The sequence below is a fragment of the Streptomyces sp. NBC_00273 genome (assembly GCF_036178145.1).
Classification (GTDB): domain Bacteria; phylum Actinomycetota; class Actinomycetes; order Streptomycetales; family Streptomycetaceae; genus Streptomyces.
Genome location: NZ_CP108067.1, coordinates 6696046 through 6717976, shown reverse-complemented (window position 1 = coordinate 6717976; position 21931 = coordinate 6696046). Strand labels below are relative to the sequence as shown.

Below are 21931 nucleotides of genomic sequence, written 5' to 3'. Positions count from 1 at the left end.
ACCGGACGGACCGGATCAGACGTCCGTGACGCGCAGGCCCGCGTGGGCCTTGTAGCGGCGGTTGGTGGAGATCAGGTTGGCCACCAGGGACTCGACCTGGTGGGCGTTGCGCAGGCGGCCGGCGAAGACGCCGCGCATGCCCGGGATGCGTGCGGCCAGGGCCTGGACGATGTCCGTGTCGGCGCGGACCTCGCCGAGGACCATCACGTCGGTGTCGATCTCGTCGATCGACTCGTCCTGCAGCAGGACGGCCGAGAGGTGGTGGAAGGCGGCGGTGACGCGGGAGTCCGGGAGCAGGGCGGCGGCCTGCTGGGCGGCGCTGCCCTCTTCGACCTGGAGGGCGTACGCGCCCTGCTTGTCAAAGCCGAGCGGGTTGACGCAGTCCACCACGAGCTTGCCCGCGAGGTCCTCGCGCAGTGCTTCGAGGGTCTTGGCGTGGCCCTCCCACGGCACCGCGATGATGACGACGTCGCTGCGGCGCGCGCACTCGGCGTTGTCCGCGCCCTCCACGCCCAGGCCCAGTTCGTCGGCCGCGGTCTGCGCGCGGTCGGCGGCGCGGGAGCCGATGATCACCTTCTGGCCGGCCCTCGCGAGCCGGTAGGCCAGCCCCCGGCCCTGGTCGCCGGTGCCGCCGAGGACGCCGACGACGAGGCCGGATACGTCCGGCAGCTCCCACGGGTCCTTGACCGGCGGCTTCTGCGTGTTGTCTGAGGAAGTCATGGGGGCGAGGGTACTGCCGGGTAGCCCACAGTCGAAGGGTGGTGAAGGGGAAGGAACCGCTCCCCGTGTCGCCCGCATGGTGCAGGATGCCGATATGGACGCCGTGAGGGTCGCGCTGCTGCGCGAGGTGCTCGCCGGTACTCAGTGGCCGGGAGAGGCCCGCCGCTTCGCCGGATCGCTGCGCCGGTCCGTCGTACCGGCCGGCGGTCGCCTGCTGCTGGTGGGGACCGAGGGCTACGAGCCCTGGCATCTGGCGGCGCACCTGGTGGACGAGGCCGCCTGGTCGGGTCTGCCGGAGCTGGCGCCCACCCTCGTACGCCACCACGTGCGGCCCGGGGAGCCGCCGCACCTGTCGGTGGGGCTGGGCCGGCTGGCGGCGGCCCGGGGCGGACACACGCTGCTGGTGGTGGCGCCCGGGGCGCCGGGCGAGGGGCTGCTGGAACGCGTCCACGACGCGCGGCGCGCGGGGGCGACCGTACTGTCCCTGGACAACGGGGACCCGGATCTGGGCGCGCTCGCCCACGACGCGCTGTCGGTACCGGCCCCGGTACCGGACGACGGAATGGACCTGGACACCGTGCAACACCTGGTCAGCGCGGCGGCCGGGGAGAACAGCGGGCCGGTGCGGCGCGCACCGCGCCGGTTCAGGGACCGGCTGGCGCGGCTGGCCGACCACCTGACCGCACCGCCGCCCAGCCGCTGGTGAGGACTACGCCCCGCCGGTGCCGGTGCCCGCGGTGCCCTCTTCGTCCTCGCGGGTCCGGTCGTTCCACTTGGGGTCGTTCTGCCATTCGAGGTTGCGTTCCTGCGCCGTCTCCATGGCGTGGTTCGCCTCCTCCGGGGTGCCGTAGGGCCCGAACCGGTCCTTGGCCGGGCAGTCGGGTCCTTCCTCGACCTTCTTGTGGACCAGGCAGTAGTACCACTCGCCGGGTTTGCCCACCTGACGCTTCTTGAACAGGGCCATCGTCGTCGGGACTCCTCTCGTACCGCTCTATCCCGCCATGCTGCCCCATCCCCGCTGGATACACTCGTTCGCATGTCTGGCCAGTCGCTGCTCGTACCAGGCGAGCTCTCCCCCGTCCGTTCCGTTCCCGGAAACATCCGCCGGCCCGAGTACGTGGGCAAGCCCGCACCGACTCCGTACACCGGACCGGAGGTGCAGACGGCCGAGACCATCGAGGCCATGCGCATCGCCGGCCGGATCGCCGCCCAGGCGATGGAAGAGGCCGCGAAGCTGATCGCGCCGGGGGTGACCACCGACGAGCTCGACCGGGTCGCCCACGCGTACATGTGCGACCACGGGGCCTACCCCTCGACGCTCGGCTACCGGGGCTTCCCGAAGTCGCTGTGCTCCTCCGTGAACGAGGTCATCTGCCACGGCATCCCCGATTCCACCGTCCTGCGCGACGGCGACATCGTGAACCTCGACGTGACCGCGTACATCGGCGGCGTGCACGGCGACAACAACGCGACCTACCTGTGCGGAGACGTGGACGAGGAGTCCCGGCTGCTGGTCGAGCGCACCCGGGAGGCACTGAACCGGGCGATCAAGGCCGTCAAGCCGGGCCGCCAGATCAACATCATCGGCCGGGTCATCGAGTCCTACGCGAAGCGCTTCGGCTACGGCGTGGTCCGGGACTTCACCGGCCACGGCATCAACTCGTCCTTCCACTCGGGCCTGATCGTCCCGCACTACGACAGCCCGCACGCCACCACCGTCATCGAGCCCGGCATGACCTTCACCATCGAGCCGATGCTGACGCTGGGCACCCACGAGTACGACATGTGGCAGGACGGCTGGACGGTCGTCACGAAGGACCGCAAGCGGACGGCGCAGTTCGAGCACACGCTGGTGGTCACGGACTCCGGCGCGGAGATCCTGACCCTCCCCTAGCCGTTCCGGCCGCCTCCACGGAGGCGGAGGCGGAGGCGAACGGGGCCGGGCCCGGTGCAGCTGCGCACCGGGCCCGGCCCCGTTTCCGCGGGCTCCCGAGGGTCACGCGCTGAGCGGGAACTCCTCGCCCAGCTCCCGGAAGACCGCGCCGTTGAAGTCGAAGGCGCGCTTGCACTCGTCGATGATGCGCTGCTTCTCCAGGTCGTCCGCCGCTATGGCGTCCAGCAGCTCGCGGTAGGTCCGCTTGAAGGCCGCCGGGTTGGAGATGTCCGCGAAGACGTAGAACCGGACGCCGTCGCCCTTGCGCTCGAAGCCCCAGGTGCGCTCCGCCTTGTCGCGGATGATCTGGCCGCCGGAGAGGTCACCCAGGTAGCGGGTGTAGTGGTGGGCGACGTACCCGCCCGGCCACTGCGCCGCGCACTGGGCCACCCGGTCGGCGTACGCACGCGTCGCGGGCAGGGCCACCACGCTCTCGCGCCAGTCCGGGCCCACCAGGTGGGCGAGGTCGCGCTCGATCTCGGCGACCCGCATGAGCTCGGGCTGGATGAACGGGCCGGCCACCGGGTCGTCCTTGAGGGATTCGGCCGCTTCCTCCAGGGCCCGGTACACGAACCACAGTTGCTCCGTGTAGCGCGTGTACGCCTCCACGCCGAGCCGGCCTCCCAGCAGATCGCTCATGAAGGTCGACGTCTCGGCCTCGGTGTGCTGCTCGTGCGAGGCGACGCGGATGACCGTAGAGAAGGCGTCCAAGGCGGACCTCCAGGAAGAGGAAACGGGCGTGACGGCATCACCGTCACGCCCGATCCTCCTACTTAGGCTTGCCTAAGTCAATGAGTTCCCGACGCCTTGTCGGTAAAAGAATCCGGCCCCGCGCCCGCGTCAGCCGCCCGAGAGCGCCCAGAGCGTGAACCATCCGACGAGGAGCACGTGGGGGTAGAGGAAGGCCAGGAGGCAGCCGATGCTCCCCAGCGCCAGGCGCCGCCTGCGCTGCGCGTCGGTCCGCGGCGGGATCCAGGTGAAGGCCACCATCGCCAGCGGCAGGGCGTAGAAGAGGACGAACCCGGGCGGGAAGCCGGGCAGGTAGGAGGTCGCCCGGCCGCACCACGCGGCCGCCGGGGCCAGCGCGGTGAAGAGCGCCGCCACCGGCAGCCACTGCTGGCGCTCGTCGGGGCTGCGGGTCACGGGAGTCTGCGTCATGGCGCCATTGCACCGCGACGACCGGCGTCCGCATCAGCGCCGGCGTACTCACTTCCTCCTGCGCGGGGTACTCAGGGCGGGGGGAGCCTCAGAACCTGTCCGGGGTCGGGGCGAAGCGGACGCGGCCGCCGATCTCCACCGTGCCGTCCGGGCCGGGAGCGGTGAGGATCTGGGATCCGGCGCCCTGGGTGATGTTCAGGGCGCGGTTCAGCTCGGCCGTCAGCAAGATCGCCGCCGAACCGGTGGCCTCGTCCTCGGTGATGATCCCGTCGGGGCGGCGCGGAAAGCCCCGGGCCCGCACGCGGCCCGCGGCCTCGTCCTCCCAGGCCCAGGCGTACAACCAGCCCTCGCCGGGCGGCGGGGCGGGCAGCGCCTCGACCTCGGCGACGGATCCGTACTGCTCGGTGCGCTTGCCCTCGACCCACTCGGGGCGGGCCGTGATCCAGGTGAACTCCCCGTCGTCACGCGCCCATACGGATCCGGCGGGCGGCTGGAGCTCTTCGATGTCCAGCAGCCACGCGGCCCCGACCAGCGGATGCCCCGCGAAGGACATGCGCGTGCCGGGGGTGCGGATGTCGACGACCCCGCGCTCGGGGTCGTCGACGAACACCGTCTCGCTGTAGCCGAGTTCGGCGGCCAGGGCCTGCCGCGACGCGTCGTCGGGGCAGGTCCGGCCGTCGCGCACGACACCGAGCAGGTTGCCGAAGCGGCCGTCACCCGCGCAGAAGACCTTCAACACGTCGAGATCGTTCACGCGGGAATTGAAGCACGGCTCAGACCTGGGCCGTACGGCGCCTGCGCGCGAAGTACACCGCGCCCGCGCCGGCCGCGATCACCACGCCGGAGGTGGTGAGCAGGGCCCCGGCCGGGATCTCGGCCCCGGTGTTGGCGAGGTTGCCGCCGACGGTGGAGGAGCCGCCGCCCACGGTGCCACCCGTACCGCTGGTGGTGCCGCCGGTCGTACCGCCCGTGGTGCCGCCCGTGGTGCCGCCGTTCGAGCCGCCGGTGGTGCCGCCGTTCGAGCCGCCCGTCGAGCCGCCGGTCGTACCGCCGGTGCTCGGCAAGGTGGCGTCCTTGTCCACCGCCACGGCGAAGGTGAGCGGGTCGATCGCGTCGCCCGCCTTGTACATGGAGCCGGTGGTGTCGTTGGCGAAGGCGGCCGCGCCCTCGGCGGTGAAGACCGCCGGGACCGCGTTCAGCGCCAGGACCCCGTTCTTGGTCTTGTAGTCGGTCTTCGACAGGTCGAGCGTGGCGAAGCGGAGGCCCGTCTTGGTGCCGGAGGCGTTCTTCACGTCCACGTAGAGGGTGCCGGTCTTGCCGGTGGCCTCGACGCGGGGGCTGCCGAAGGTCATGTCGATGCCGTGGGCCGCGTACTGGAAGCGGAGGTTGCCCTGGAAGGAGGCGTTCAGCTTCTGCTTCTTGACGTCGAGGTCGCCCTTGCCGAAGGCGAAGTCGAAGGTGTCGCCGTTCTTGGCGGCGCCGCTGGCCGGGGTGATCGACCCCGCGCTCAGCACGTACTTGCGGAACGACTCCTTCACGCCCCACGTCAGCTTGCCGCTGAGCACCTTCTGCACGTCGTCGGCCGGAGGCGTCGGGTTCTTGGTGGTGTTCTCCGGGGTGGGCTCGGGGTCGGGCTTCTTCTCGAGCTCCAGCTTCGCGGTGAGCGGGTCGCCCGGCTTGTCCTTGTAGCCCGGCGAGCCGAGCACGTCCGCGGCCTCCTGGGTGAGCGTCGTCGTCAGACCGTTCATCTCCTGGCCGGCGAAGGCCACGGTGGCCATGGGCACGTCCTGGGTGGTCGTGCCGCCCTTGGTGACGTCCGCGGTGAGCTTCTTGGTGCCGGTGTCGATGCGGATGTCCGAGAGCTTGACCTCGAAGCCGTGGCCGGTCGGCGGGGCGGGCGAGGAGAAGGTGACGCTGCCCTTGAAGGCCGCCTTCACCACGTGCCCGTTGGCCGGCTCGTACGCGCCGGTGGGCTCGACGAAGCGCAGCGTGCCGTCCGCGTTCTGCTGGGCGCCGTCCGCGACGGTGATGGTGCCCTTGGCCATGCCGGTCACGTAGGCGCGGTAGCTCGCGAGCACGCCCCAGTCGAGGGTGCCCCCGGTGATCTTCACCGGGTCGGTGGGCGGACCGCCCGCGGCGGTGGCCGGCAGGGCGAAGGCGGTGGCGCCGAGCGCTGCGGCGGTCAGGACTGCGGCCGCGAGGGAGATCGGGCGTCGGATGGACGACATGGCTGGGAGCTCCTGGAGGAACAGGGGGAAGGGGGAGAGGAAGGGGTGCCTACTGGGGTGCGTCGGTCGGCGTCGGCGGGGCCGCTGCCGTACGACGCTTGCGCACGACCAGGAAGGTGCCGCCGCCGGCCAGGACCAGGACGGCCACGACGAGGGCGATGAAGAGCCCGGTGTTCGAGGACTCCGCGGCCTTCGCGGCGGGGGCGGGCTCGGCGGACGGCGACGCGGACGCGGGGGCGGGCGAGGCCACCCCGCCCAGGTCGGGCAGGGCGGGCAACTGGGCGGTGGCGTCCAGGGCGACGGCGAGCGAGACGGGGTCCATCTCGGTGCCGGCCTTGTACATGGCGTTGAAGGCTTGCGAGCCGCCTTCGGTGAGGGTGGCCGGGGCTTCGGTCAGGGTGGCCAACTTGCCCTCGGTCTTCAGACCCTTGGCGTCGAACTCCACGAGCGGGACGGCGTTCTTCGTCGCGCCGCCGGCGGTCACGTCCGCGGACAGGACGCCCTTGCCGTTCTCCACCTTCACGCTCATCTTGCCGAGCGTGAGGTCCAGGTGGGCGCCGGTGAACTGGACCGTACCGGCGAAGGCCGCGTCAAGAGTGCCCTTGTCGCCGTCGAACGAGCCCTTGCCCTGCGGGAAGCGGAACAGCGCGCCGCCGTCCTGGGCGCCCTCGGCGAGGACCCACTTGCCCTGGCCGATCGAGCCGGTGACGTACTCGCGGAAGGTGCGGCGCACCCCCCAGTCAACGGCGGCGTCGACGAAGGCGCCCGCCGGCTGCGGGGTCTGCGCGGTGGCGCTCGGCTGCGCGGCCGTCGCCGACGGCGCGGGCTCGGCGGCCGGGGCGGTCTTGACGTCGGCGGAGAGCGAGATCGGGTCGAGCTGGGTGCCGGCGCCGTAGTAGCCGGAGAAGGCCTGGGCGCCCTCCCCGGTGAGGGTGGCCGGGACGTTCGTGAGGGACAGCGGGCTGGCGCCGCCCTTCATGTTGATGCCGCCGACGCCGAGCGAAGCGAAGGCGACCTGCGACTGGTTGGTGACCACGCCGCTGTCCTTGGCCTTGCTGGAGACGTCGACGTACAGCGTGCCCTTGCCGCCGGAGATCTTGACGGTCGGGCGGCTGACGGTCATGTCCAGCTCGTAGACGCCGTCGGGCTTCTGGTGGCCCTGGAAGGTCACCCCGCCCGAGTAGGAGGCCTCGAAGGTTCCGGAGTCGGGGTCGTAGGAACCGGCCGCGGAGTGGAAGCGGAAGAGGCTGCCACCCACGGTGGCTGCGCCACTCTTCAGCTTGAAACCGCCTTTTGCCACCGGACCCGTGACATAACTCTGGAAAGACGATTTGATGCCCCAGTCGAGCCGACCCCCCTGTACGGTGCCCGCCCGGGCGGCGGTCGCCGGGAGCAGGGCGCCCAGCAGGGCCGCCAACAGGGCGACGGCGAACGTACGGACGGGTCTCGTGGGCATGAATGCCCCCTCCTCAGGTCTAGCGAGCAAGGTTAGGCTAACCTAAGCTAACCCCGGCCGGATGAACACCCCCGGTCTCCAGAACCTCAGTCGGACGATCAGGACGGTGCCTTCGTGCCTACGCCCGCCGCGTCATCCCGCTTCCCCCGTCTCGCAGTTGCCGCGGCAGCACTGGCACTCGCACTGACGGCCTGCGGAGGTACGGCCACCACCTCGGGCTCATCCGCCCCCAGCGCAGCCGCGGTCCCGGACCGGCTGGAACCGCTCCCGGCGCCACGGCCCGCCCTGCCGGTCACCGTGCCCTCGGCCGACGGCACCCAGGTCACGATCACGTCGGCGGACCGGGTCGTCCCGCTGAGCGGGAGCCTCAACGAGATCGTCCACACGCTGGGCCTCGGCCAACAGGTCGTCGCCCGGGACATCACGGCCACCTTCGAACAGGCCGCCCAGCTGCCGGTGGTGACGCGCGGCCACGACGTCTCCGCCGAGAGCGTCCTGTCCCTGCGCCCCACCCTCGTCATCGCGGAGACCACCAGCGGCCCCGGAGAAGCGATTCAGCAGATCCGCGACGCCGGCATCCCGCTCCTGGTCATCGACCCCGCCAAGGGACTGGACGACGTCCCGAAGCGCATCGACGCCGTGGCCGCCGCGCTCGCGGTCAAGGAGGCCGGCACGCAGCTGAACCAGCGCACCGCCGACCGGATCGCCACCGTGCGCAAGGACATCCCGGCGGCCTCCGGCAAGAAGCCCCGGGTGGCCTTCCTCTACCTGCGCGGCACCGCCTCCGTCTACCTGCTGGGCGGTTCGGACTCCGGCGCCGCCTCACTGCTCGAGGCGGCCGGCGCGGTCGACACCGGCAAGGACTCCGGACTCGGCAAGGACTTCACCCCGATCACCAGCGAGGCCCTGGCGGCCGCCGCGCCCGACGCGATCCTCGTCATGTCCAAGGGCCTCGAATCGGTCGGCGGCATCGACGGCTTGGTGAAGATCCCGGGCGTCGCCCAGACCCCGGCCGGCATGGACCGGCGGGTGGTCACGGTCGACGACGGCGTCCTCCTCAACTACGGCCCCCGCACCGACCAGGTCCTCTCCTCCCTGGTCACCCAGCTCTACGGCCACCTGCGGTGACCCGCTCCGACCCAGAAGCGAGGACCGCACCCGAGATGGACTCCAGCGAGCCGGCCACCGCGGCGGCCCCGCACGGTTGCGACGGGGCCGGGAGCGTGCCGGTGCAACCCCCGCACGGCTCCGACAGGGCCGGGACCGTCTCGGGGCGAGCCCCGCAGGGCGCCGAACGCACCGTCACCGCGCCTGCCGACCCCTCGTCACGTTCGGCGCCCGAAGGGACGCCCCGGCGGGCACCCGCCCCCGGCGCACCCCCCGTGGCCGCCGACCCCGGCGCCCCTGCCGGGCCCGGCGCCTCCCGGGCCCGGCCCGAACCCGAGCCGCGCGGGCGGAGCCGCAGGCCCGCCCTCCTCACCGCCGCCCTCGTCACGACCCTCGCCCTGCTCGCCCTGCTCTCCGCAGGGGTCGGCGCCTACGACATCCCCCTCACGGACGTCCTCGCCTCCGTCCAGCACCACCTCGGCCTCGGCGGAGCCCCCCTCGACCGGGTCGGCGAGAGCGTGCTGTGGAACGTCCGCCTCCCCCGCGTCGTGCTCGCCCTGCTCGTCGGCGCCAGCCTCGGCTGCGCGGGCGCCCTCATGCAGGGCGTCTTCGGCAACCCCCTCGCCGAGCCGGGCGTCATCGGCATCTCGGCCGGCGCCGCCGTCGGCGCGGTCGCCGCCATCGGCCTCGGCCTCAGCTTCTTCGGCAACTGGACCATCACCGTCTGCGCGTTCGTCGCGGGCCTGATCACCGTCAGCTCGGTCTACCTCCTCTCCCGCAACGGCGGGAAGACGGAGGTCGTCACCCTCATCCTCACCGGCATCGCCGTCAACGCCTTCGCCGGCGCCCTCATCGGCCTGTTCGTCTTCTTCGCGGACAGCGGCCAGGTCAACCAGATCACCTTCTGGCAGCTCGGCTCCCTCGCCCAGGCCACTTGGCCCAAGGTCCTCGCCGTCCTGCCCTGCGCCGTCGCCGGGCTGCTGATCGCCCCCCTCTACTCCCGCCGCCTCGACCTCCTCTCCCTCGGCGAACGCCCGGCCCGCCACCTCGGCATCGAGGTGGAGCGGCTGCGCCTCGCCCTCATCCTCGTCGTCGCGCTGCTCACCGCCGCCGCCGTCGCCGTGGCCGGCGTCATCACCTTCATCGGCCTGCTCGTCCCGCACCTGCTGCGCATGGCCAACGGCCCCGGCCACCGCTTCCTGGTCCCCGGCAGCGCCCTCGCCGGCGCCGTCGTCCTGGTCGCGGGCGACCTGGCCGCCCGTACCCTCGCCCAGCCCGCCGAGCTGCCGCTCGGTGTGTTGACCGCCCTGATCGGCAGCCCGTTCTTCTTCTGGCTGCTGCGCCGCACCCGCCGCAAGCAAGGAGGCTGGGCGTGACCAGCAGACTGCCCGGGCCACTGGCCGGGCTGCTCACCCGCTCGCGCAGGACCGTCCCCGCCCGCCCGGCCCCGGGCGACGCGGTCGCCGAGGCCGTGGACCTGCACCTGCGGCTCGGCCAGCGCGAGGTCCTCGCCGGGATCGACCTGACCGCCCGGGCCGGCGAGGTGCTGGCCCTGGTCGGCCCGAACGGCGCCGGCAAGTCCACGCTGCTGGGTGCGCTCGCCGCCGACCTGCCCGCCGCCTCCGGGGTGATCCGGATCGACGGCCGCCCGGTGGGCGACTGGAGCGCCCCGGACCTCGCCCTGCGCCGCTCCGTACTTCCCCAGTCGGCCGCGCTCGCCTTCCCCTTCCCGGTGGAGGACGTCGTACGGATGGGCCGCGCGCCCTGGGCCGGCACCCCCCTCGCCGAGGCCGACGAGGAGGCGGTGGCCGTGGCCATGGCCGCCACCGAGGTCACGGACTTCGCCGCGCGACCCTTCTCCGCCCTCTCCGGCGGCGAGCGGGCCCGGGTCGCGCTGGCCCGCGTACTGGCCCAGCGGGCCCCGCTGCTGCTGCTCGACGAGCCGACCGCCGCGCTCGACCTGCGCCACCAGGAGCTCGTGCTGCGCATCTGCCGGGAGCGGGCGGCGGCCGGGGACGCGGTCGTCGTCGTCCTGCACGACCTGGGGCTGGCCGCCGCCTACGCGGACCGGGCCGCCGTCCTGCACGACGGGCGGATCGCCACGGACGGCCCGCCGGCCGAGGTGTTCGAGGGCGAGCTGCTGAGCCGGGTCTACCGGCAGCCCGTGGAGGTCCTCCCGCACCCGCGCACCGGGGCCCCGCTGGTGGTTCCCGTACGGGCTTGAGCTCCGGCTTGAGCTCCGGCTTGACCTCCGCTTGACCGTGCCATGGGGCTGGCGTGAAGGCCCCGTGACAGGGCCGTGTCCGGGACCCAAACGTATGAGCTGAATCACGGTACGAGGGGGTATGGGTGAGGTAAGCCTCGGTTAAGTTAGGTCCGCCTCATCGGCCTCTCCCTCCTCGGGGCGGCCCCTAACGTCCGACGCCAGGAGCCTCCATATGCGCCCCGCTCGCCTCACTGTCATCGCCGCGGCCTCCGTGGCGGCCGCACTGACCGCCGTCACCGGCTGCTCCCAGAAGAGTGACGCGGGCGGCAACGATGCGATCAAGGTGGCGGCGTCCGACAGCGCTTGCGACGTGTCGAAGACGGAGTTCCCGGCCGGCAAGGTGCAGATCGACGTCGAGAACAAGGGCTCCAAGGTCACCGAGGTCTACGTCCTCTTCCCGGACGCCCGCATCGTGACCGAGCGCGAGAACATCGGCCCCGGCACCAAGGCCTCCATCACCGCCGAGATCAAGGCGGGCGACTACGAGATCGTCTGCAAGCCCGGCATGAAGGGCGACGGCATCTCCAAGAAGGTCAAGGCCACCGGCAAGGGCGGCGGCGAGGAGAAGCGCAGCCCCGAGATGGACGCCGCGGTCGCCGCCTACCGCGCGTACGTGGTCACCCAGGCCGAGGAGACCCTCCCCAAGGCGCAGGCCTTCGCGGACGCCGTGAAGGCCGGTGACGTCGAGGGCGCGAAGAAGCTCTACGCCGGCTCGCGCATCGGCTGGGAGCGCACCGAGCCGGTCGCCGAGTCCTTCGGCGACATCGACCCGAAGGTGGACGTCCGCGAGGACGGCCTGGAGGCCGGCCAGGACGTCGAGAAGGACTGGACCGGCTGGCACCGCCTGGAGAAGGCCCTGTGGGCCGACAACAAGATCGGCGACCGGGAGAAGCAGCTCGCCGACACCCTGATCGCGGACCTCACCGACTGGCAGAAGAAGGTCGGCCAGGCGGAGATCACCCCGACCTCGATCGCCAACGGCGCCAAGGAGCTCCTCGACGAGGTCGCCACCGGAAAGGTCACCGGTGAGGAGGAGCGCTACTCGCACACCGACCTGGTCGACTTCAAGGCCAACGTCGAGGGTGCGCAGAAGGCGTACGAGCTGCTCAAGCCGATAGCTACGAAGAACGACCCGGAGCTGGTCAAGCAGCTCGACACCCAGTTCGCGGCCCTGAACACCCTTCTGGACAAGTACCGCGCCGACCAGGCCACCTACGAGTTCACCTCGTACGACAAGGTCGGCGAGCCGGAGCGCAAGGAGCTCTCGGACGCCGTGAACGCGCTCGCCGAGCCGCTCTCCAAGCTCGCCGCCGCGGTCACCAAGTAACCGGCAGAGACGAAAGCGGGCGGGAGAAGACGATGACCGAGTCAGACTCGGCTGCACAGCAGCCGCAGCCACGGCAGGACGGCGACGGTTCGGCGACGGCTTCCGCCGCGGCGCCCTCACGACGTGCGGTGCTGGGCTGGGGCGGGGCCGGGTTCGCGCTCGGCGCCGCCGCGGCCGGCGGTGCGGTGACGGCCTTCGGCGGCAGCTCGGACATGGTGTCGGCGGCGGCCTCCGGGGCGTCCGTGCCGTTCCACGGCGAGCACCAGGCCGGTATCGCGAGCGCAGTGCAGGACCGCCTGCACTTCGCGGCCTTCGACGTGAAGACGAAGGACCGCGAGGAACTGGTCAAGCTCCTCAAGGAGTGGACGGTGGCGGCCCGGCTGATGACGGCCGGTCTGCCGGTCGGTGAGGGCGGCTTCGGCGGCCTCCCGGAGGCCCCGCCGGACGACACGGGCGAGGCGCTGGGCCTGAAGGCCTCCCGGCTCACCCTGACCATCGGCTTCGGGCCGGGCCTGTTCGCCAAGGGTCGGTTCGGGCTGGAGGGCAAGCGCCCCGAGGCCCTGGTGGACCTGGAGCTGTTCCCCGGCGACAACCTGGACCCGGCCCGCTCCGGCGGCGACCTCTGCGTCCAGGCCTGCGCCGACGACCCGCAGGTCGCCGTGCACGCGATCCGCCAGCTGGCCCGCATCGGCTTCGGCCGCACCGCCATGCGCTGGTCGCAGCTCGGCTTCGGCAAGACCTCGTCGACCACCCCCGACGAGCAGACCCCGCGCAACATGATGGGCTTCAAGGACGGCACCCGGAACATTTCCGGCACCGACAAGGCCGCCCTGGACAAGCACGTGTGGGTCGGCGCGGGCGACGGCAGCGACTGGCTGACCGGCGGCTCGTACCTGGTGGCGCGCCGGATCCGGATGCACATCGAGACCTGGGACCGCACCTCGCTCCAGGAGCAGGAGGACATCTTCGGCCGTGACAAGGGCGAGGGCGCCCCGGTCGGCAAGTCCAGGGAGCGCGACGAGCCGTTCCTGAAGGCGATGAAGCCGGAGGCGCACGTGCGCCTCGCGCACCCGGACACCAACGACGGTGCGACGATCCTGCGCCGCGGCTACTCCTTCACCGACGGCACGGACGGACTGGGCCGCCTGGACGCGGGTCTGTTCTTCCTCGCCTACCAGCGCGACATCCGCAAGGGCTTCATCCCGGTCCAGCGCAACCTGTCGAAGAACGACGCGCTCAACGAATACATCCAGCACGTGGGTTCGGCCGTCTTCGCCGTCCCGCCGGGCGTCCGCGACAAGGACGACTGGTGGGGCCGGGCGCTGTTCGCGTAGTCCCCGCCGGAGAGGAACAACCGCCGTGTTCGCCAACTATCTGATCGGCCTGCGCGAGGGTCTGGAGGCCAGCCTGGTCGTCTGCATCCTCGTCGCGTACCTGGTGAAGACCGAGCGCCGGGACGCCCTGCGTCCCGTGTGGCTGGGCATCGCGATCGCCTGCGCGCTCTCCCTCACCTTCGGCGCGATGCTCGAATTCGGCACCCAGGAGCTGACCTTCGAGGCGCAGGAGCTGCTCGGCGGCACCCTGTCGATCATTTCCGTGGGTCTGGTGACGTGGATGGTCTTCTGGATGAAGCGCACCGCGCGGCACCTGAAGGCCGATCTGCAGGGCAAGCTCGACACGGCGCTCGCCATGGGCACCTGGGCGCTGGTGGCCACCGCCTTCCTGGCCGTGGGCCGGGAGGGCCTGGAGACGGCCCTGTTCGTGTGGACGTCGGTGCGGGCCAGCGGCGAGGGTTCCTCGGCGCCGCTGATCGGGGTGCTGCTGGGCATCGCCACGGCGCTCGTGCTGGGGTACCTGTTCTACCGCGGCGCCCTGAGGATCAATCTGGCGAAGTTCTTCCGGTGGACCGGCGCCATGCTGGTGGTCGTGGCCGCGGGCGTGCTCGCGTACGGGGTGCACGACCTCCAGGAGGCACGTTTCCTGGGCGGCCTGGGCAACAAGGCCTTCGACATCAGCGACACCCTCCCGCCGGACAGCTGGTACGGGACGCTGCTCAAGGGCGTCTTCAACTTCCAGCCCGACCCGACCGTCCTCCAGCTCACGGTGTGGCTGCTGTACCTGGTCCCCGTGCTGACGCTGTTCCTCCTCGACCGCGGCCGCCCGGCGCCCGCGCCGAAGGTGCGGCCCGCGGACTCGGACTCCACGCCCGCCACCTGAGGGCGGGCGGCCGGGCGGCCGCCGCCGGCAGGCTGTGGTGAGGGGCTCTCGGGCCCGTCACCACAGCCTGTCGGTGTTTCCGGGGTGGAGCGGGACGCGGACGCCCGTGAAGGCGGCGCGGTCCCGGCCCGGGTCGTCCGTGAAGAAGGCCGCGAGCACCACCTTGTCGAAGCCGGGGTCGTCGGTGGCCAGGGGATCCTCGGGGGTCCCGCCCACCAGGACCGTGCCGGGCAGCACGTCGAAGCCGGCCGCCTCGTAGAAGGCCGCCAGGGGCCGGTCGCAGCTGAACAGCGCCAGGTCCACGGCCGGGTCGGCCGCCAGCTCGGCGCGGGCCGCCGCGACCAGCCGGCCGCCGAGCCCGCGGCCGCGCAGCTCCGGCAGGGCGACCACGGAGCTGAGTCCGGCGGCCCGGTACGTGCGGTCCGCGAGCGGGATCGGCTTGTACAGCAGCGACAGCGCGGCGGGCACCGTGCCGGCCGCGTCCACGAGCAGCATCGTCCTCGGGCGGAGCGCCGGGTCGTGGCCGGGGGTGGAGCCGGGCCACGCCCTCGCCTCCAGCTCCGCGACCTGCCGGGCCAGCCCTGCGGGCAGGTCCGCCTCGGGGTATCCGATCACCCTCACGGGCGCACCGCCTGATTCGGGCGCAGCACCGTTGCCGGGGGCGCTGTCCCCGGACCCCCGCAGCTCACACTCCCCCGGCTACCGCTGGGAGGTGCCCCCTCGCGGGGCTGGACCGTGCTCACGGGATGCGGACGCCCTCGCCGCTCACCCTGACCCGGGGGTCACCGGCGCGCAGTTCCACCGTGAGCACCCCCGGGCGGCCCATGTCCGTTCCCTGGTGGAGGGTGAGCACGGCGTCCGCCGGGACCAGGCCGCGCTCGCGGGCGTACGCGCCGAAGGCGGCCGCGGCCGCTCCCGTGGCGGGGTCCTCGACCACGCCGCCCACCGGGAAGGGGTCGCGCACGTGGAACTCCGTCGGGCCGGCCCGGTGCACGAGCTGGACGGTGGTGAGGTCCAGGCGCCGCATCAGGGCTTCCAGCCGGGCGAAGTCGTAGGCCAGGTCGGCGAGCCGGGCCCGGGTGCGGGCGCCGATCACCAGGTGCCGGGCCCCGGCGTAGGCGATGGCGGGCGGGAACGCCGGGTCCAGGTCGGCCTCGGACCAGTCCAGCGCGGCCAGTGCTTCGGCGAGGTCCGGCGCGCCGATCTCCTCGGTGTGCGGCTCGACGCTGGTGAGCGTGGCCCGCAGCTGCCCGTCCTCCGAGGTGACGGACACCGGTACCGTCCCCGCCCGGGTGGCGAAGAGGAGTTCGCCCGGCCCGATCCGCTCCCCCAGCGCGACGGCCGTGGCCACGGTCGCGTGGCCGCAGAAGGGGACCTCCGCCTTCGGGCTGAAGTAGCGCACGGTGAAGGACCGGCCCTCCGCACCACCGAACCCCTCGGGCGGGGCCGTCAGGAAGGCCGACTCGCTGTAGCCCAGCCCGGCGGCGATCTCCAGCATGGCGCCCTCGTCCAGTCCGGCGGCGTCGAGCACGATCCCGGCGGGGTTGCCGCCGTCCGGGTCGTGGGAGAAGGCGGTGTAGCGCAGTACTTCGGTGTCGGTCATGCGGTCATGATCGGCCGCGTCCCCACGGCCTGGCAATGCGTTTGTGGTGGTGGATCCCGCGTGGCTCAGCCGCGGCCGATGAACGGCATCGAGGTCGCCATCACCGTCGCGAACTGCACGTTCGCCTCCAGCGGGAGCTCCGCCATGTGCAGGACCGTGCGGGCCACGTCGGCGGCGTCCATCACCGGCTCCACGGCCAGCTGCCCGTTGGCCTGGAGGATGCCGCTCTGCATCCGCTCGGTCATCTCGGTCGCCGCGTTGCCGATGTCGATCTGGCCGCAGGCGATCCGGTACGGTCGCCCGTCCAGCGACAGGGACTTGGTCAGGCCGGTCATGGCGTGCTTGGTCGCGGTGTAGGCGATGGAGTGGGGGCGCGGCACGTGCGCCGAGATGGAGCCGTTGTTGATGATGCGGCCGCCCTGCGGGTCCTGCCGCTTCATCTGCCGGAAGGCGGCCTGCGCGCACAGGAAGGCGCCGGTGAGGTTGACGTCGACGACCGAGCGCCAGGCCTCGTAGGTGAGGTCCTCCAGCGGGACCCCGCCCGGTCCGAAGGTGCCCGCGTTGTTGAAGAGCAGGTCCAGGCGCCCGAAGCGGGCTCGCACTGACTCGAACAGCCGAGTCACGTCGTCCGGGTCGCTCACGTCGGCCCGTACGCACAGCACGTCGGCGTCGGGCCCGGCGGCGCCGGCGGTCTCCTCCAGGGGTTCGGCCCGGCGGCCGGCGAGGGCCACGCCCCAGCCCGCGCCGGCCAGGGTCAGGGCCACGGAGCGGCCGATCCCGGAGCCGGCGCCGGTCACCACGGCGATCTTCTTCGTAGGTTCGTCCATGGGGCCGCAGGGTACGTCACAGCACGCTCCGGTCCCGGGACGTTCCGATTGCTGAGAACATGGGGCGGTCAGGGGTGCATAAGAGCAGATGAGAAGACTGGAGTTCCGCATGTCGGAGAGAGGCCCCGCGACGGCACCCTCGCACGACTCGTCGCCCGAATCGCCCTCCGCCCGCACCGCCACCGCCACCGCGTCCCTGACGCGCGCACGCCGTACGAGCCTGCTCGTCACCTTCGTGCTCGGGGGGCTCACCGCCCTCCCCCCGCTGTCCATGGACATGTACCTGCCGGCCCTGCCGCAGGTCACCGACGCCCTGCACAGCCCCGCCGCGACGATCCAGCTGACCCTCACCGCCTGCCTCGCCGGCATGGCCCTCGGCCAGCTCGTCATCGGCCCGATGAGCGACAAGTGGGGCCGCCGCCGGCCGCTGCTCGTCGGCATGGTCGTCTACGTCCTGGCCACCGCGATCTGCGCCCTCGCCCCGACCGCCGAGCTGCTGATCGCCTTCCGGCTGCTCCAGGGGCTGGCCGGGGCCGCCGGCGTCGTCATCGCGCGCGCCGTCGTGCGCGACCTGTACGACGGCGACGAGATGGCCCGCTTCTTCTCCACCCTGATGCTCATATCCGGGGCCGCCCCGATCGTCGCGCCGCTCATAGGCGGTCAGGTGCTGCGCTTCGCCGACTGGCGGGGCGTCTTCGTCGTCCTCACCGGCGTCGGCACGGCCTTGACCCTGATGGTCTGGCGCGGCCTCGGCGAGACCCTGCCGCCCGAGCGGCGGCACACCGGCGGCGTCGGCTCCGCGCTGCGGACCATGCGCGGGCTGCTCGGCGACCGCGTCTTCGCCGGCTACACCCTGACCGGCGGCTTCGCCTTCGCCGTCCTCTTCTCCTACATCTCCGCCTCCCCCTTCGTCGTGCAGGAGATCTACGGGGCCTCGCCCCAGACCTTCTCCCTGCTCTTCGGCCTGAACTCCGTCGGCCTGATCCTCGTCGGCCAGATCAACGGCAAGCTGCTGGTCGGCCGGGTGCGCCTGGACAAGGTGCTGGCCGTCGGCCTCGCGATCGTCCTGGTCTCCGCGGTGTCCCTGCTGCTGATGGCTACGGGCGTCTTCGGCGAGGTCGGGCTGACCCCCATCGCCGCCGCGCTGTTCGTCCTCATGTCGGCGATGGGCATCGTGCTGCCGAACACCAACGCGCAGGCGCTGATGCGGACCCCGCACGCGGCCGGATCGGCCTCGGCGCTGCTCGGCACCTCCTCCTTCCTGGTCGGCGCGATCGCGTCGCCACTGGTGGGTATCGCGGGCGAGGACACGGCCGTGCCCATGGCCGTGGTCCAGCTGGTGTGCGCACTGCTCGCCCTGAGCGCCTTCCTCGGCCTGTGCCGCCCCTGGCAAAGCAGCCCCGCCTGCGACTCCAGCCCCGCCGGCGATTGAGGCGCGGGGTCCGGGGCGGAGCCCCCGGTCATTGGGCCGCACCGGACCGGCGGCATAAACTTCGCAGGTGAACGCCTCCGCCCCCACCTCCGCCGAGACCCTCCGCAGCACGCTCGGCGGGCTGCTCGACGGGCTCCCGCCGAAGCAGGCCGCGGCCGCCGTCGAGCGGCTCATCGCCAGCTACCGGGGGCAGACCCCGACCGACGCGCCCGTACTGCGCGACCGCTCCGACGTGGCCGCGTACGCGGCGTACCGGATGCCCGCCACCTTCGAGGCCGTCCGGAGCGCCCTCGACGGGCTGGCCGAGGCGGCACCCGACTGGGCGCCGGGCTCGCACGTGGACGTGGGCGGCGGCACGGGCGCCGCGACCTGGGCGGTGGACGCCGTCTGGGACGGCCCGCGGGAGACCACGGTGCTGGACTGGGCGGAGCCGGCCCTGGCCCTCGGCCGGGAACTGGCGGCCGCCTCGACCTCCGAGGTGCTGCGCGCGGCCGCGTGGCGGCGGGCCGTCATCGGTTCGGGGCTGAGCCTCCCCGAGGCCGACCTGGTGACGGTGTCCTACGTCCTCGGCGAACTGACCCCGCAGGCACGCACGGCCGTCGTCGCCGAGGCGGCCCGGGCCGGCCGGGCCGTGGTGCTGATCGAGCCGGGCACGCCGGAGGGGTACCTGCGCATCCGCGAGGCCCGTGACCAGCTGATCGGGGCCGGGCTGCAGATCGCCGCCCCGTGCCCGCACGACGGGACCTGTCCGATCGAGGTCGGCAAGGACTGGTGCCACTTCTCGGCGCGGGTCAGCCGGTCCTCCCTGCACCGGAAGGTCAAGGGCGGCTCGCTGCCCTACGAGGACGAGAAGTTCAGCTACGTCGCCGCGACCCGCTTCCCGACGGAGCCGGCCGCCTCCCGGATCACGCGGAAGCCGCAGATCCGGAAGGGGCTCGTCCAGCTGGAGCTGTGCGGCCCCGAGGGAGAAGGCCTGAACCGGGTCAACGTGACCAAGCGCCACGGCGACCTCTACAAGGCCGCCCGCGACGCCGACTGGGGCCAGGCCTGGCCCCCGGCGCCGTAACGGGCCCTAGGGCCGCAGCTCCTGGGTGCAGCACTTCACGCTGCCGCCGCCCTTGAGCAGCTCGCCGAGATCCATCGGGACCGGTTCGAACCCCCGGTCCCGCAGCGGCTCCAACAGTCCGGTCGCCGCCTGCGGGAGCAGGACGTGCAGGCCGTCGGAGACCGCGTTCAGGCCGAGGGCTGCCGCGTCCCGGCCGTCGGCGATCAGGGCGTCCGGGAAGAGCCGCCTGAGCACTCCCTGGCTGCCGGGCGAGAAGGCGTCCGGGTAGTACATGACCTCGTCGCCGTCGAGGACGCTGAGCGCCGTGTCCAGGTGGTAGTAGCGCGGGTCCACCAGGTCGAGGCCGATGACCGGGCGGCCGAAGAACTCCTGGGCCTCGTCGTGCGAGAGCGGACTGGAGCGGAAGCCCCGGCCGGCCAGGATGTAGCGGTCGGTGACCGCGAAGTCCCCCTCGCCCTCGTTGACGTGGGACGGCTCGTGGATGTCTCGGTAGCCGTGGGTACGGAACCAGTCGAGGTGGATCTCGGCTTCGGCGGCCCGTTCCGGGTAGGCGAACCGGGCCCCGAGGACCCGGCCGTCGACGACGAGGGCCCCGTTCGCCGCGAAGACCATGTCGGGCAGCTCGGGATCGGGCTCGAGGGTCTCGACGACGTGCCCGAGGGAGCGGTAGCGGTCCCTCAGGTCTTCCCACTGGGCCAGTGCGAGGGGCAGGTCCACCGGTTTCGTGGGATCCATCCACGGATTGATGGAGTACGTGACCTTGAAGTGTGCGGGTGGGCACATCAGGTAGCGCCGGGGTGTGGCGTCTCTGCGCAAAGAAGGCTCCTCACGACTACACGACTCTGGACGAGTACTGGAGAGAATCGTCCCTCCAACACCTGGACAGCACAGTGAACTGATTGGGTGGTTTACGCAAACCTATGGAAAGACGAGACGTCTCGCTTTGATAGTTTCGGGCCATGCCCAAGACCCCTGACGCCACCCGCCGCAGCGACCGCTCCCGGCGCGCCATCCTCGACGCCGCGCTCGCCCTCGTCGGGGAGGTCGGCTACGACAAGCTGACCATCGAGGCCATCGCCGCCCGTGCGGGCGTCGGCAAGCAGACCATCTACCGCTGGTGGCCGTCGAAGGCCGCCGTCCTCCTCGACGCCTCGCTGGCCCTCTTCGGGGACGCGGAGACGGAGGCCGAGTGGACCGGCTTCCCCGACACCGGGGACCTCGCCGCCGACCTGAAGTACGTCCTGCGGGCGACCGTCGACCAGTTCAACGACGAGAAGTACGACGCCCCCACGCGTGCCCTGACCGCGGCCGGGGCCACCGACCCCGAGCTCGGCGCCCGCTTCACCGAACAGCTTCTGGAGCCCCAGCTCGCCCTGTACGAGGACCGGTTGCGCGCGGCCCGGGAGGCCGGCCGGCTCGCGCCGGACGCGGACCTGCGCCTCACCGTCGAGATGCTCGTCGGGCCGCTCACCTACCGCTGGCTGATGCGCACCGCGCCCCTGACGCACGCGTACGCCGACGCGCTCGTGGACCGGGTGCTGGGGGGTGTCTTGTCGATCAGGCCGGACTAGCCGCGAGCCCGGCCTGATCGGCAAGACACCCCCTGAGGCGGGGTGGCCAACGTCACCGCCCGCTAGCGGGCAGGGAATCGAAGATCGGCCGAGAACATTTGGCCTGATTCTATGGTTATGTGGGGGTTTCCGGTCGCGCATCTCCAACCCCCCGGTCCTCAAGAGCGGTCACCCGGGGCTCAGGATGGTGGGACCATGGTGTGGTCCGCCGGGGATACGGTGAGGTGAGGGGATAGATGGGGTCTGAGTCCGGCCGCGTCAAACGCGGCGAGCAGAGCAGGATTTCCCAGTGGCTGCGCCGGCGGCAGAAACCCACCGCCGAGGACCCGGGAGCGGAGCGCGAGGCGCTCCTCCTGGCCGTCGCCGCCGCGGGCCTGCCGCTCGCCCCCGCCGCCCATCCCGCCGGATACCGATGTTCGTGCGACCGGATCGGCTGTCCGACGCCCGCACGGCACCCCGTCTCCTTCGCCTGGCAGACCCAGTCGACCACCGACCGCGCACAGGTCGAACGCTGGGCGCGCAACCAGCCCCAGGCCAACTTCATCACCGCGACCGGCATGGTCCACGACGTGCTCGACGTCCCGCTGGAAGCCGGCACCGACGCCCTCGACCGGCTCCTGCTCGCCGGCATCAAGGTGGGCCCCGTCGCCGAGTCGGGCGGCACCGGCGACCAGGCCCGGATGCTCTTCTTCACCGCCACCCGCGGTACCCCCGAGGACGAGGACGAGTGGTGGCCCTGCGCACTGGACTGCCACCCCGAAACCATGGACGAACACCCGGGCCTGCGCTGGCACTGCCGCGGCAGCTACGTCCTGGTCCCGCCGGCCGCCCTCCCCGGTGACCAGTCGGTGACCTGGATCCGCGGCATGGAACACCCCCTGCCGGACCCGCTCACCCTCCTCGAAACCCTCACCGACGCCTGCGCCACCTACGCGGGCGCCGCCGACCGCAGCCCGGCCACGGTCGCCTGGCCCCTGGGCCAGTAGCCCGGGCTCCGCCCGGCCTCGGGGCTCAATCGCC

The 21931-nt window shown here is 72.3% G+C and carries 23 protein-coding genes; 12 read left to right on the top strand and 11 right to left on the bottom strand.

The genetic code is table 11. The features are described 5' to 3' along the window. Positions 1–15: 15 nt before the first annotated feature. On the bottom strand, positions 16–720 hold the full coding sequence (gene npdG / locus OG386_RS29900) for an NADPH-dependent F420 reductase (protein WP_328790675.1): 705 nt from the start codon (positions 718–720) through the stop codon (positions 16–18). A 94-nt stretch (positions 721–814) separates the two neighbouring features. Between npdG and OG386_RS29895 the strand changes: the two genes are divergently transcribed. Next, positions 815–1426: a hypothetical protein gene (locus tag OG386_RS29895; protein ID WP_328790674.1), complete on the top strand. Its 612-nt coding sequence runs from the start codon at positions 815–817 to the stop codon at positions 1424–1426. 3 nt (positions 1427–1429) lie between these two features. On the opposite strand, the gene OG386_RS29890 is transcribed toward OG386_RS29895, so the two are convergent. Then, positions 1430–1684 carry a hypothetical protein gene (locus OG386_RS29890; protein ID WP_328790673.1) on the bottom strand — a complete coding sequence of 85 codons (255 nt, stop codon included), beginning with the start codon at positions 1682–1684 and terminating at the stop codon, positions 1430–1432. 72 nt (positions 1685–1756) lie between these two features. On the opposite strand from OG386_RS29890, the gene map reads away from it, so the two are divergent. After that, on the top strand, positions 1757–2614 hold the full coding sequence (gene map, locus OG386_RS29885; protein WP_328790672.1) for a type I methionyl aminopeptidase: 858 nt from the start codon (positions 1757–1759) through the stop codon (positions 2612–2614). 102 nt (positions 2615–2716) lie between these two features. Here map and OG386_RS29880 read toward each other — a convergent pair whose 3' ends face one another. The 5 genes from OG386_RS29880 to OG386_RS29860 form a co-directional block, all read right to left on the bottom strand. Next, positions 2717–3364 (bottom strand): biliverdin-producing heme oxygenase, encoded by a 648-nt coding sequence (locus OG386_RS29880; RefSeq protein ID WP_328790671.1) that lies wholly within the window; start codon positions 3362–3364, stop codon positions 2717–2719. 129 nt (positions 3365–3493) lie between these two features. Continuing rightward, a complete protein-coding gene (locus OG386_RS29875; protein WP_328790670.1) occupies positions 3494–3811 on the bottom strand; it encodes a hypothetical protein in 318 nt (105 codons plus the stop codon). A gap of 88 nt (positions 3812–3899) precedes the next feature. Further along, positions 3900–4565 (bottom strand): PhzF family phenazine biosynthesis protein, encoded by a 666-nt coding sequence (locus OG386_RS29870; protein WP_328790669.1) that lies wholly within the window; start codon positions 4563–4565, stop codon positions 3900–3902. Between the two features lie 19 nt (positions 4566–4584). Next, positions 4585–6039: an HtaA domain-containing protein gene (locus OG386_RS29865; RefSeq protein ID WP_328790668.1), complete on the bottom strand. Its 1455-nt coding sequence runs from the start codon at positions 6037–6039 to the stop codon at positions 4585–4587. 49 nt (positions 6040–6088) lie between these two features. Then, a complete protein-coding gene (locus OG386_RS29860; protein WP_328790667.1) occupies positions 6089–7495 on the bottom strand; it encodes an HtaA domain-containing protein in 1407 nt (468 codons plus the stop codon). A gap of 114 nt (positions 7496–7609) precedes the next feature. Between OG386_RS29860 and OG386_RS29855 the strand changes: the two genes are divergently transcribed. The 6 genes from OG386_RS29855 (at position 7610) to efeU (ending at position 14412) form a co-directional block, all read left to right on the top strand. After that, the gene (locus tag OG386_RS29855; protein ID WP_328790666.1) at positions 7610–8623 is read left to right on the top strand and encodes a heme/hemin ABC transporter substrate-binding protein; all 1014 of its coding nucleotides are present in this window, start codon (positions 7610–7612) and stop codon (positions 8621–8623) included. Between the two features lie 35 nt (positions 8624–8658). Continuing rightward, a complete protein-coding gene (locus tag OG386_RS29850) occupies positions 8659–9978 on the top strand; it encodes a FecCD family ABC transporter permease (protein WP_328790665.1) in 1320 nt (439 codons plus the stop codon). A 20-nt stretch (positions 9979–9998) separates the two neighbouring features. Continuing rightward, positions 9999–10826 carry a heme ABC transporter ATP-binding protein gene (locus tag OG386_RS29845; RefSeq protein WP_328793410.1) on the top strand — a complete coding sequence of 276 codons (828 nt, stop codon included), beginning with the start codon at positions 9999–10001 and terminating at the stop codon, positions 10824–10826. 214 nt (positions 10827–11040) lie between these two features. Further along, the gene (gene efeO / locus OG386_RS29840) at positions 11041–12195 is read left to right on the top strand and encodes an iron uptake system protein EfeO (protein ID WP_328790664.1); all 1155 of its coding nucleotides are present in this window, start codon (positions 11041–11043) and stop codon (positions 12193–12195) included. Positions 12196–12227: 32 nt separating this feature from the next. After that, positions 12228–13529 carry an iron uptake transporter deferrochelatase/peroxidase subunit gene (gene efeB / locus OG386_RS29835; protein ID WP_328790663.1) on the top strand — a complete coding sequence of 434 codons (1302 nt, stop codon included), beginning with the start codon at positions 12228–12230 and terminating at the stop codon, positions 13527–13529. Positions 13530–13554: 25 nt separating this feature from the next. Then, entirely contained in the window at positions 13555–14412 is an 858-nt protein-coding gene (efeU, locus tag OG386_RS29830) for an iron uptake transporter permease EfeU (protein WP_328790662.1), read from the top strand. Between the two features lie 57 nt (positions 14413–14469). On the opposite strand, the gene OG386_RS29825 is transcribed toward efeU, so the two are convergent. The 3 genes from OG386_RS29825 to OG386_RS29815 form a co-directional block, all read right to left on the bottom strand. Next, complete coding sequence (locus OG386_RS29825) at positions 14470–15033, bottom strand: GNAT family N-acetyltransferase (protein WP_328790661.1); 564 nt, start codon at positions 15031–15033, stop codon at positions 14470–14472. A 118-nt stretch (positions 15034–15151) separates the two neighbouring features. After that, complete coding sequence (locus OG386_RS29820; RefSeq protein WP_328790660.1) at positions 15152–16015, bottom strand: PhzF family phenazine biosynthesis protein; 864 nt, start codon at positions 16013–16015, stop codon at positions 15152–15154. A gap of 65 nt (positions 16016–16080) precedes the next feature. Further along, positions 16081–16842, bottom strand: a complete 762-nt coding sequence (locus OG386_RS29815; RefSeq protein ID WP_328790659.1) for an SDR family oxidoreductase — start codon at positions 16840–16842, stop codon at positions 16081–16083. Between the two features lie 109 nt (positions 16843–16951). Here OG386_RS29815 and OG386_RS29810 point away from each other — a divergent pair, with 109 nt between their 5' ends. Both OG386_RS29810 and OG386_RS29805 read left to right on the top strand, forming a co-directional pair. Then, positions 16952–18274 (top strand): Bcr/CflA family multidrug efflux MFS transporter, encoded by a 1323-nt coding sequence (locus tag OG386_RS29810; protein ID WP_328790658.1) that lies wholly within the window; start codon positions 16952–16954, stop codon positions 18272–18274. A 67-nt stretch (positions 18275–18341) separates the two neighbouring features. Beyond that, positions 18342–19340, top strand: coding sequence for a small ribosomal subunit Rsm22 family protein (locus OG386_RS29805; protein ID WP_328790657.1), 999 nt, complete (start codon positions 18342–18344; stop codon positions 19338–19340). A gap of 6 nt (positions 19341–19346) precedes the next feature. Here OG386_RS29805 and ddaH read toward each other — a convergent pair whose 3' ends face one another. Next, a complete protein-coding gene (gene ddaH / locus OG386_RS29800; protein ID WP_443053322.1) occupies positions 19347–20204 on the bottom strand; it encodes a dimethylargininase in 858 nt (285 codons plus the stop codon). 95 nt (positions 20205–20299) lie between these two features. Here ddaH and OG386_RS29795 point away from each other — a divergent pair, with 95 nt between their 5' ends. Both OG386_RS29795 and OG386_RS29790 read left to right on the top strand, forming a co-directional pair. Further along, entirely contained in the window at positions 20300–20911 is a 612-nt protein-coding gene (locus OG386_RS29795; RefSeq protein WP_328790655.1) for a TetR/AcrR family transcriptional regulator, read from the top strand. A 236-nt stretch (positions 20912–21147) separates the two neighbouring features. Then, positions 21148–21897 (top strand): bifunctional DNA primase/polymerase, encoded by a 750-nt coding sequence (locus tag OG386_RS29790; protein ID WP_328790654.1) that lies wholly within the window; start codon positions 21148–21150, stop codon positions 21895–21897. Positions 21898–21931: the final 34 nt, after the last annotated feature.

Coding starts and splice junctions, on each gene's coding strand:
- OG386_RS29895 (WP_328790674.1), top strand. CDS start 815: ATGGACGCCGTGAGGGTCGCGCTGCTGCGCGAGGTGCTCGCCGGTACT.
- OG386_RS29875 (WP_328790670.1), bottom strand. CDS start 3,811: ATGACGCAGACTCCCGTGACCCGCAGCCCCGACGAGCGCCAGCAGTGG.
- OG386_RS29790 (WP_328790654.1), top strand. CDS start 21,148: ATGGGGTCTGAGTCCGGCCGCGTCAAACGCGGCGAGCAGAGCAGGATT.
- efeO (WP_328790664.1), top strand. CDS start 11,041: ATGCGCCCCGCTCGCCTCACTGTCATCGCCGCGGCCTCCGTGGCGGCC.
- OG386_RS29795 (WP_328790655.1), top strand. CDS start 20,300: ATGCCCAAGACCCCTGACGCCACCCGCCGCAGCGACCGCTCCCGGCGC.
- map (WP_328790672.1), top strand. CDS start 1,757: ATGTCTGGCCAGTCGCTGCTCGTACCAGGCGAGCTCTCCCCCGTCCGT.
- OG386_RS29815 (WP_328790659.1), bottom strand. CDS start 16,842: ATGGACGAACCTACGAAGAAGATCGCCGTGGTGACCGGCGCCGGCTCC.
- OG386_RS29850 (WP_328790665.1), top strand. CDS start 8,659: ATGGACTCCAGCGAGCCGGCCACCGCGGCGGCCCCGCACGGTTGCGAC.
- OG386_RS29820 (WP_328790660.1), bottom strand. CDS start 16,015: ATGACCGACACCGAAGTACTGCGCTACACCGCCTTCTCCCACGACCCG.
- OG386_RS29860 (WP_328790667.1), bottom strand. CDS start 7,495: ATGCCCACGAGACCCGTCCGTACGTTCGCCGTCGCCCTGTTGGCGGCC.
- efeB (WP_328790663.1), top strand. CDS start 12,228: ATGACCGAGTCAGACTCGGCTGCACAGCAGCCGCAGCCACGGCAGGAC.
- OG386_RS29865 (WP_328790668.1), bottom strand. CDS start 6,039: ATGTCGTCCATCCGACGCCCGATCTCCCTCGCGGCCGCAGTCCTGACC.
- OG386_RS29810 (WP_328790658.1), top strand. CDS start 16,952: ATGTCGGAGAGAGGCCCCGCGACGGCACCCTCGCACGACTCGTCGCCC.
- OG386_RS29890 (WP_328790673.1), bottom strand. CDS start 1,684: ATGGCCCTGTTCAAGAAGCGTCAGGTGGGCAAACCCGGCGAGTGGTAC.
- npdG (WP_328790675.1), bottom strand. CDS start 720: ATGACTTCCTCAGACAACACGCAGAAGCCGCCGGTCAAGGACCCGTGG.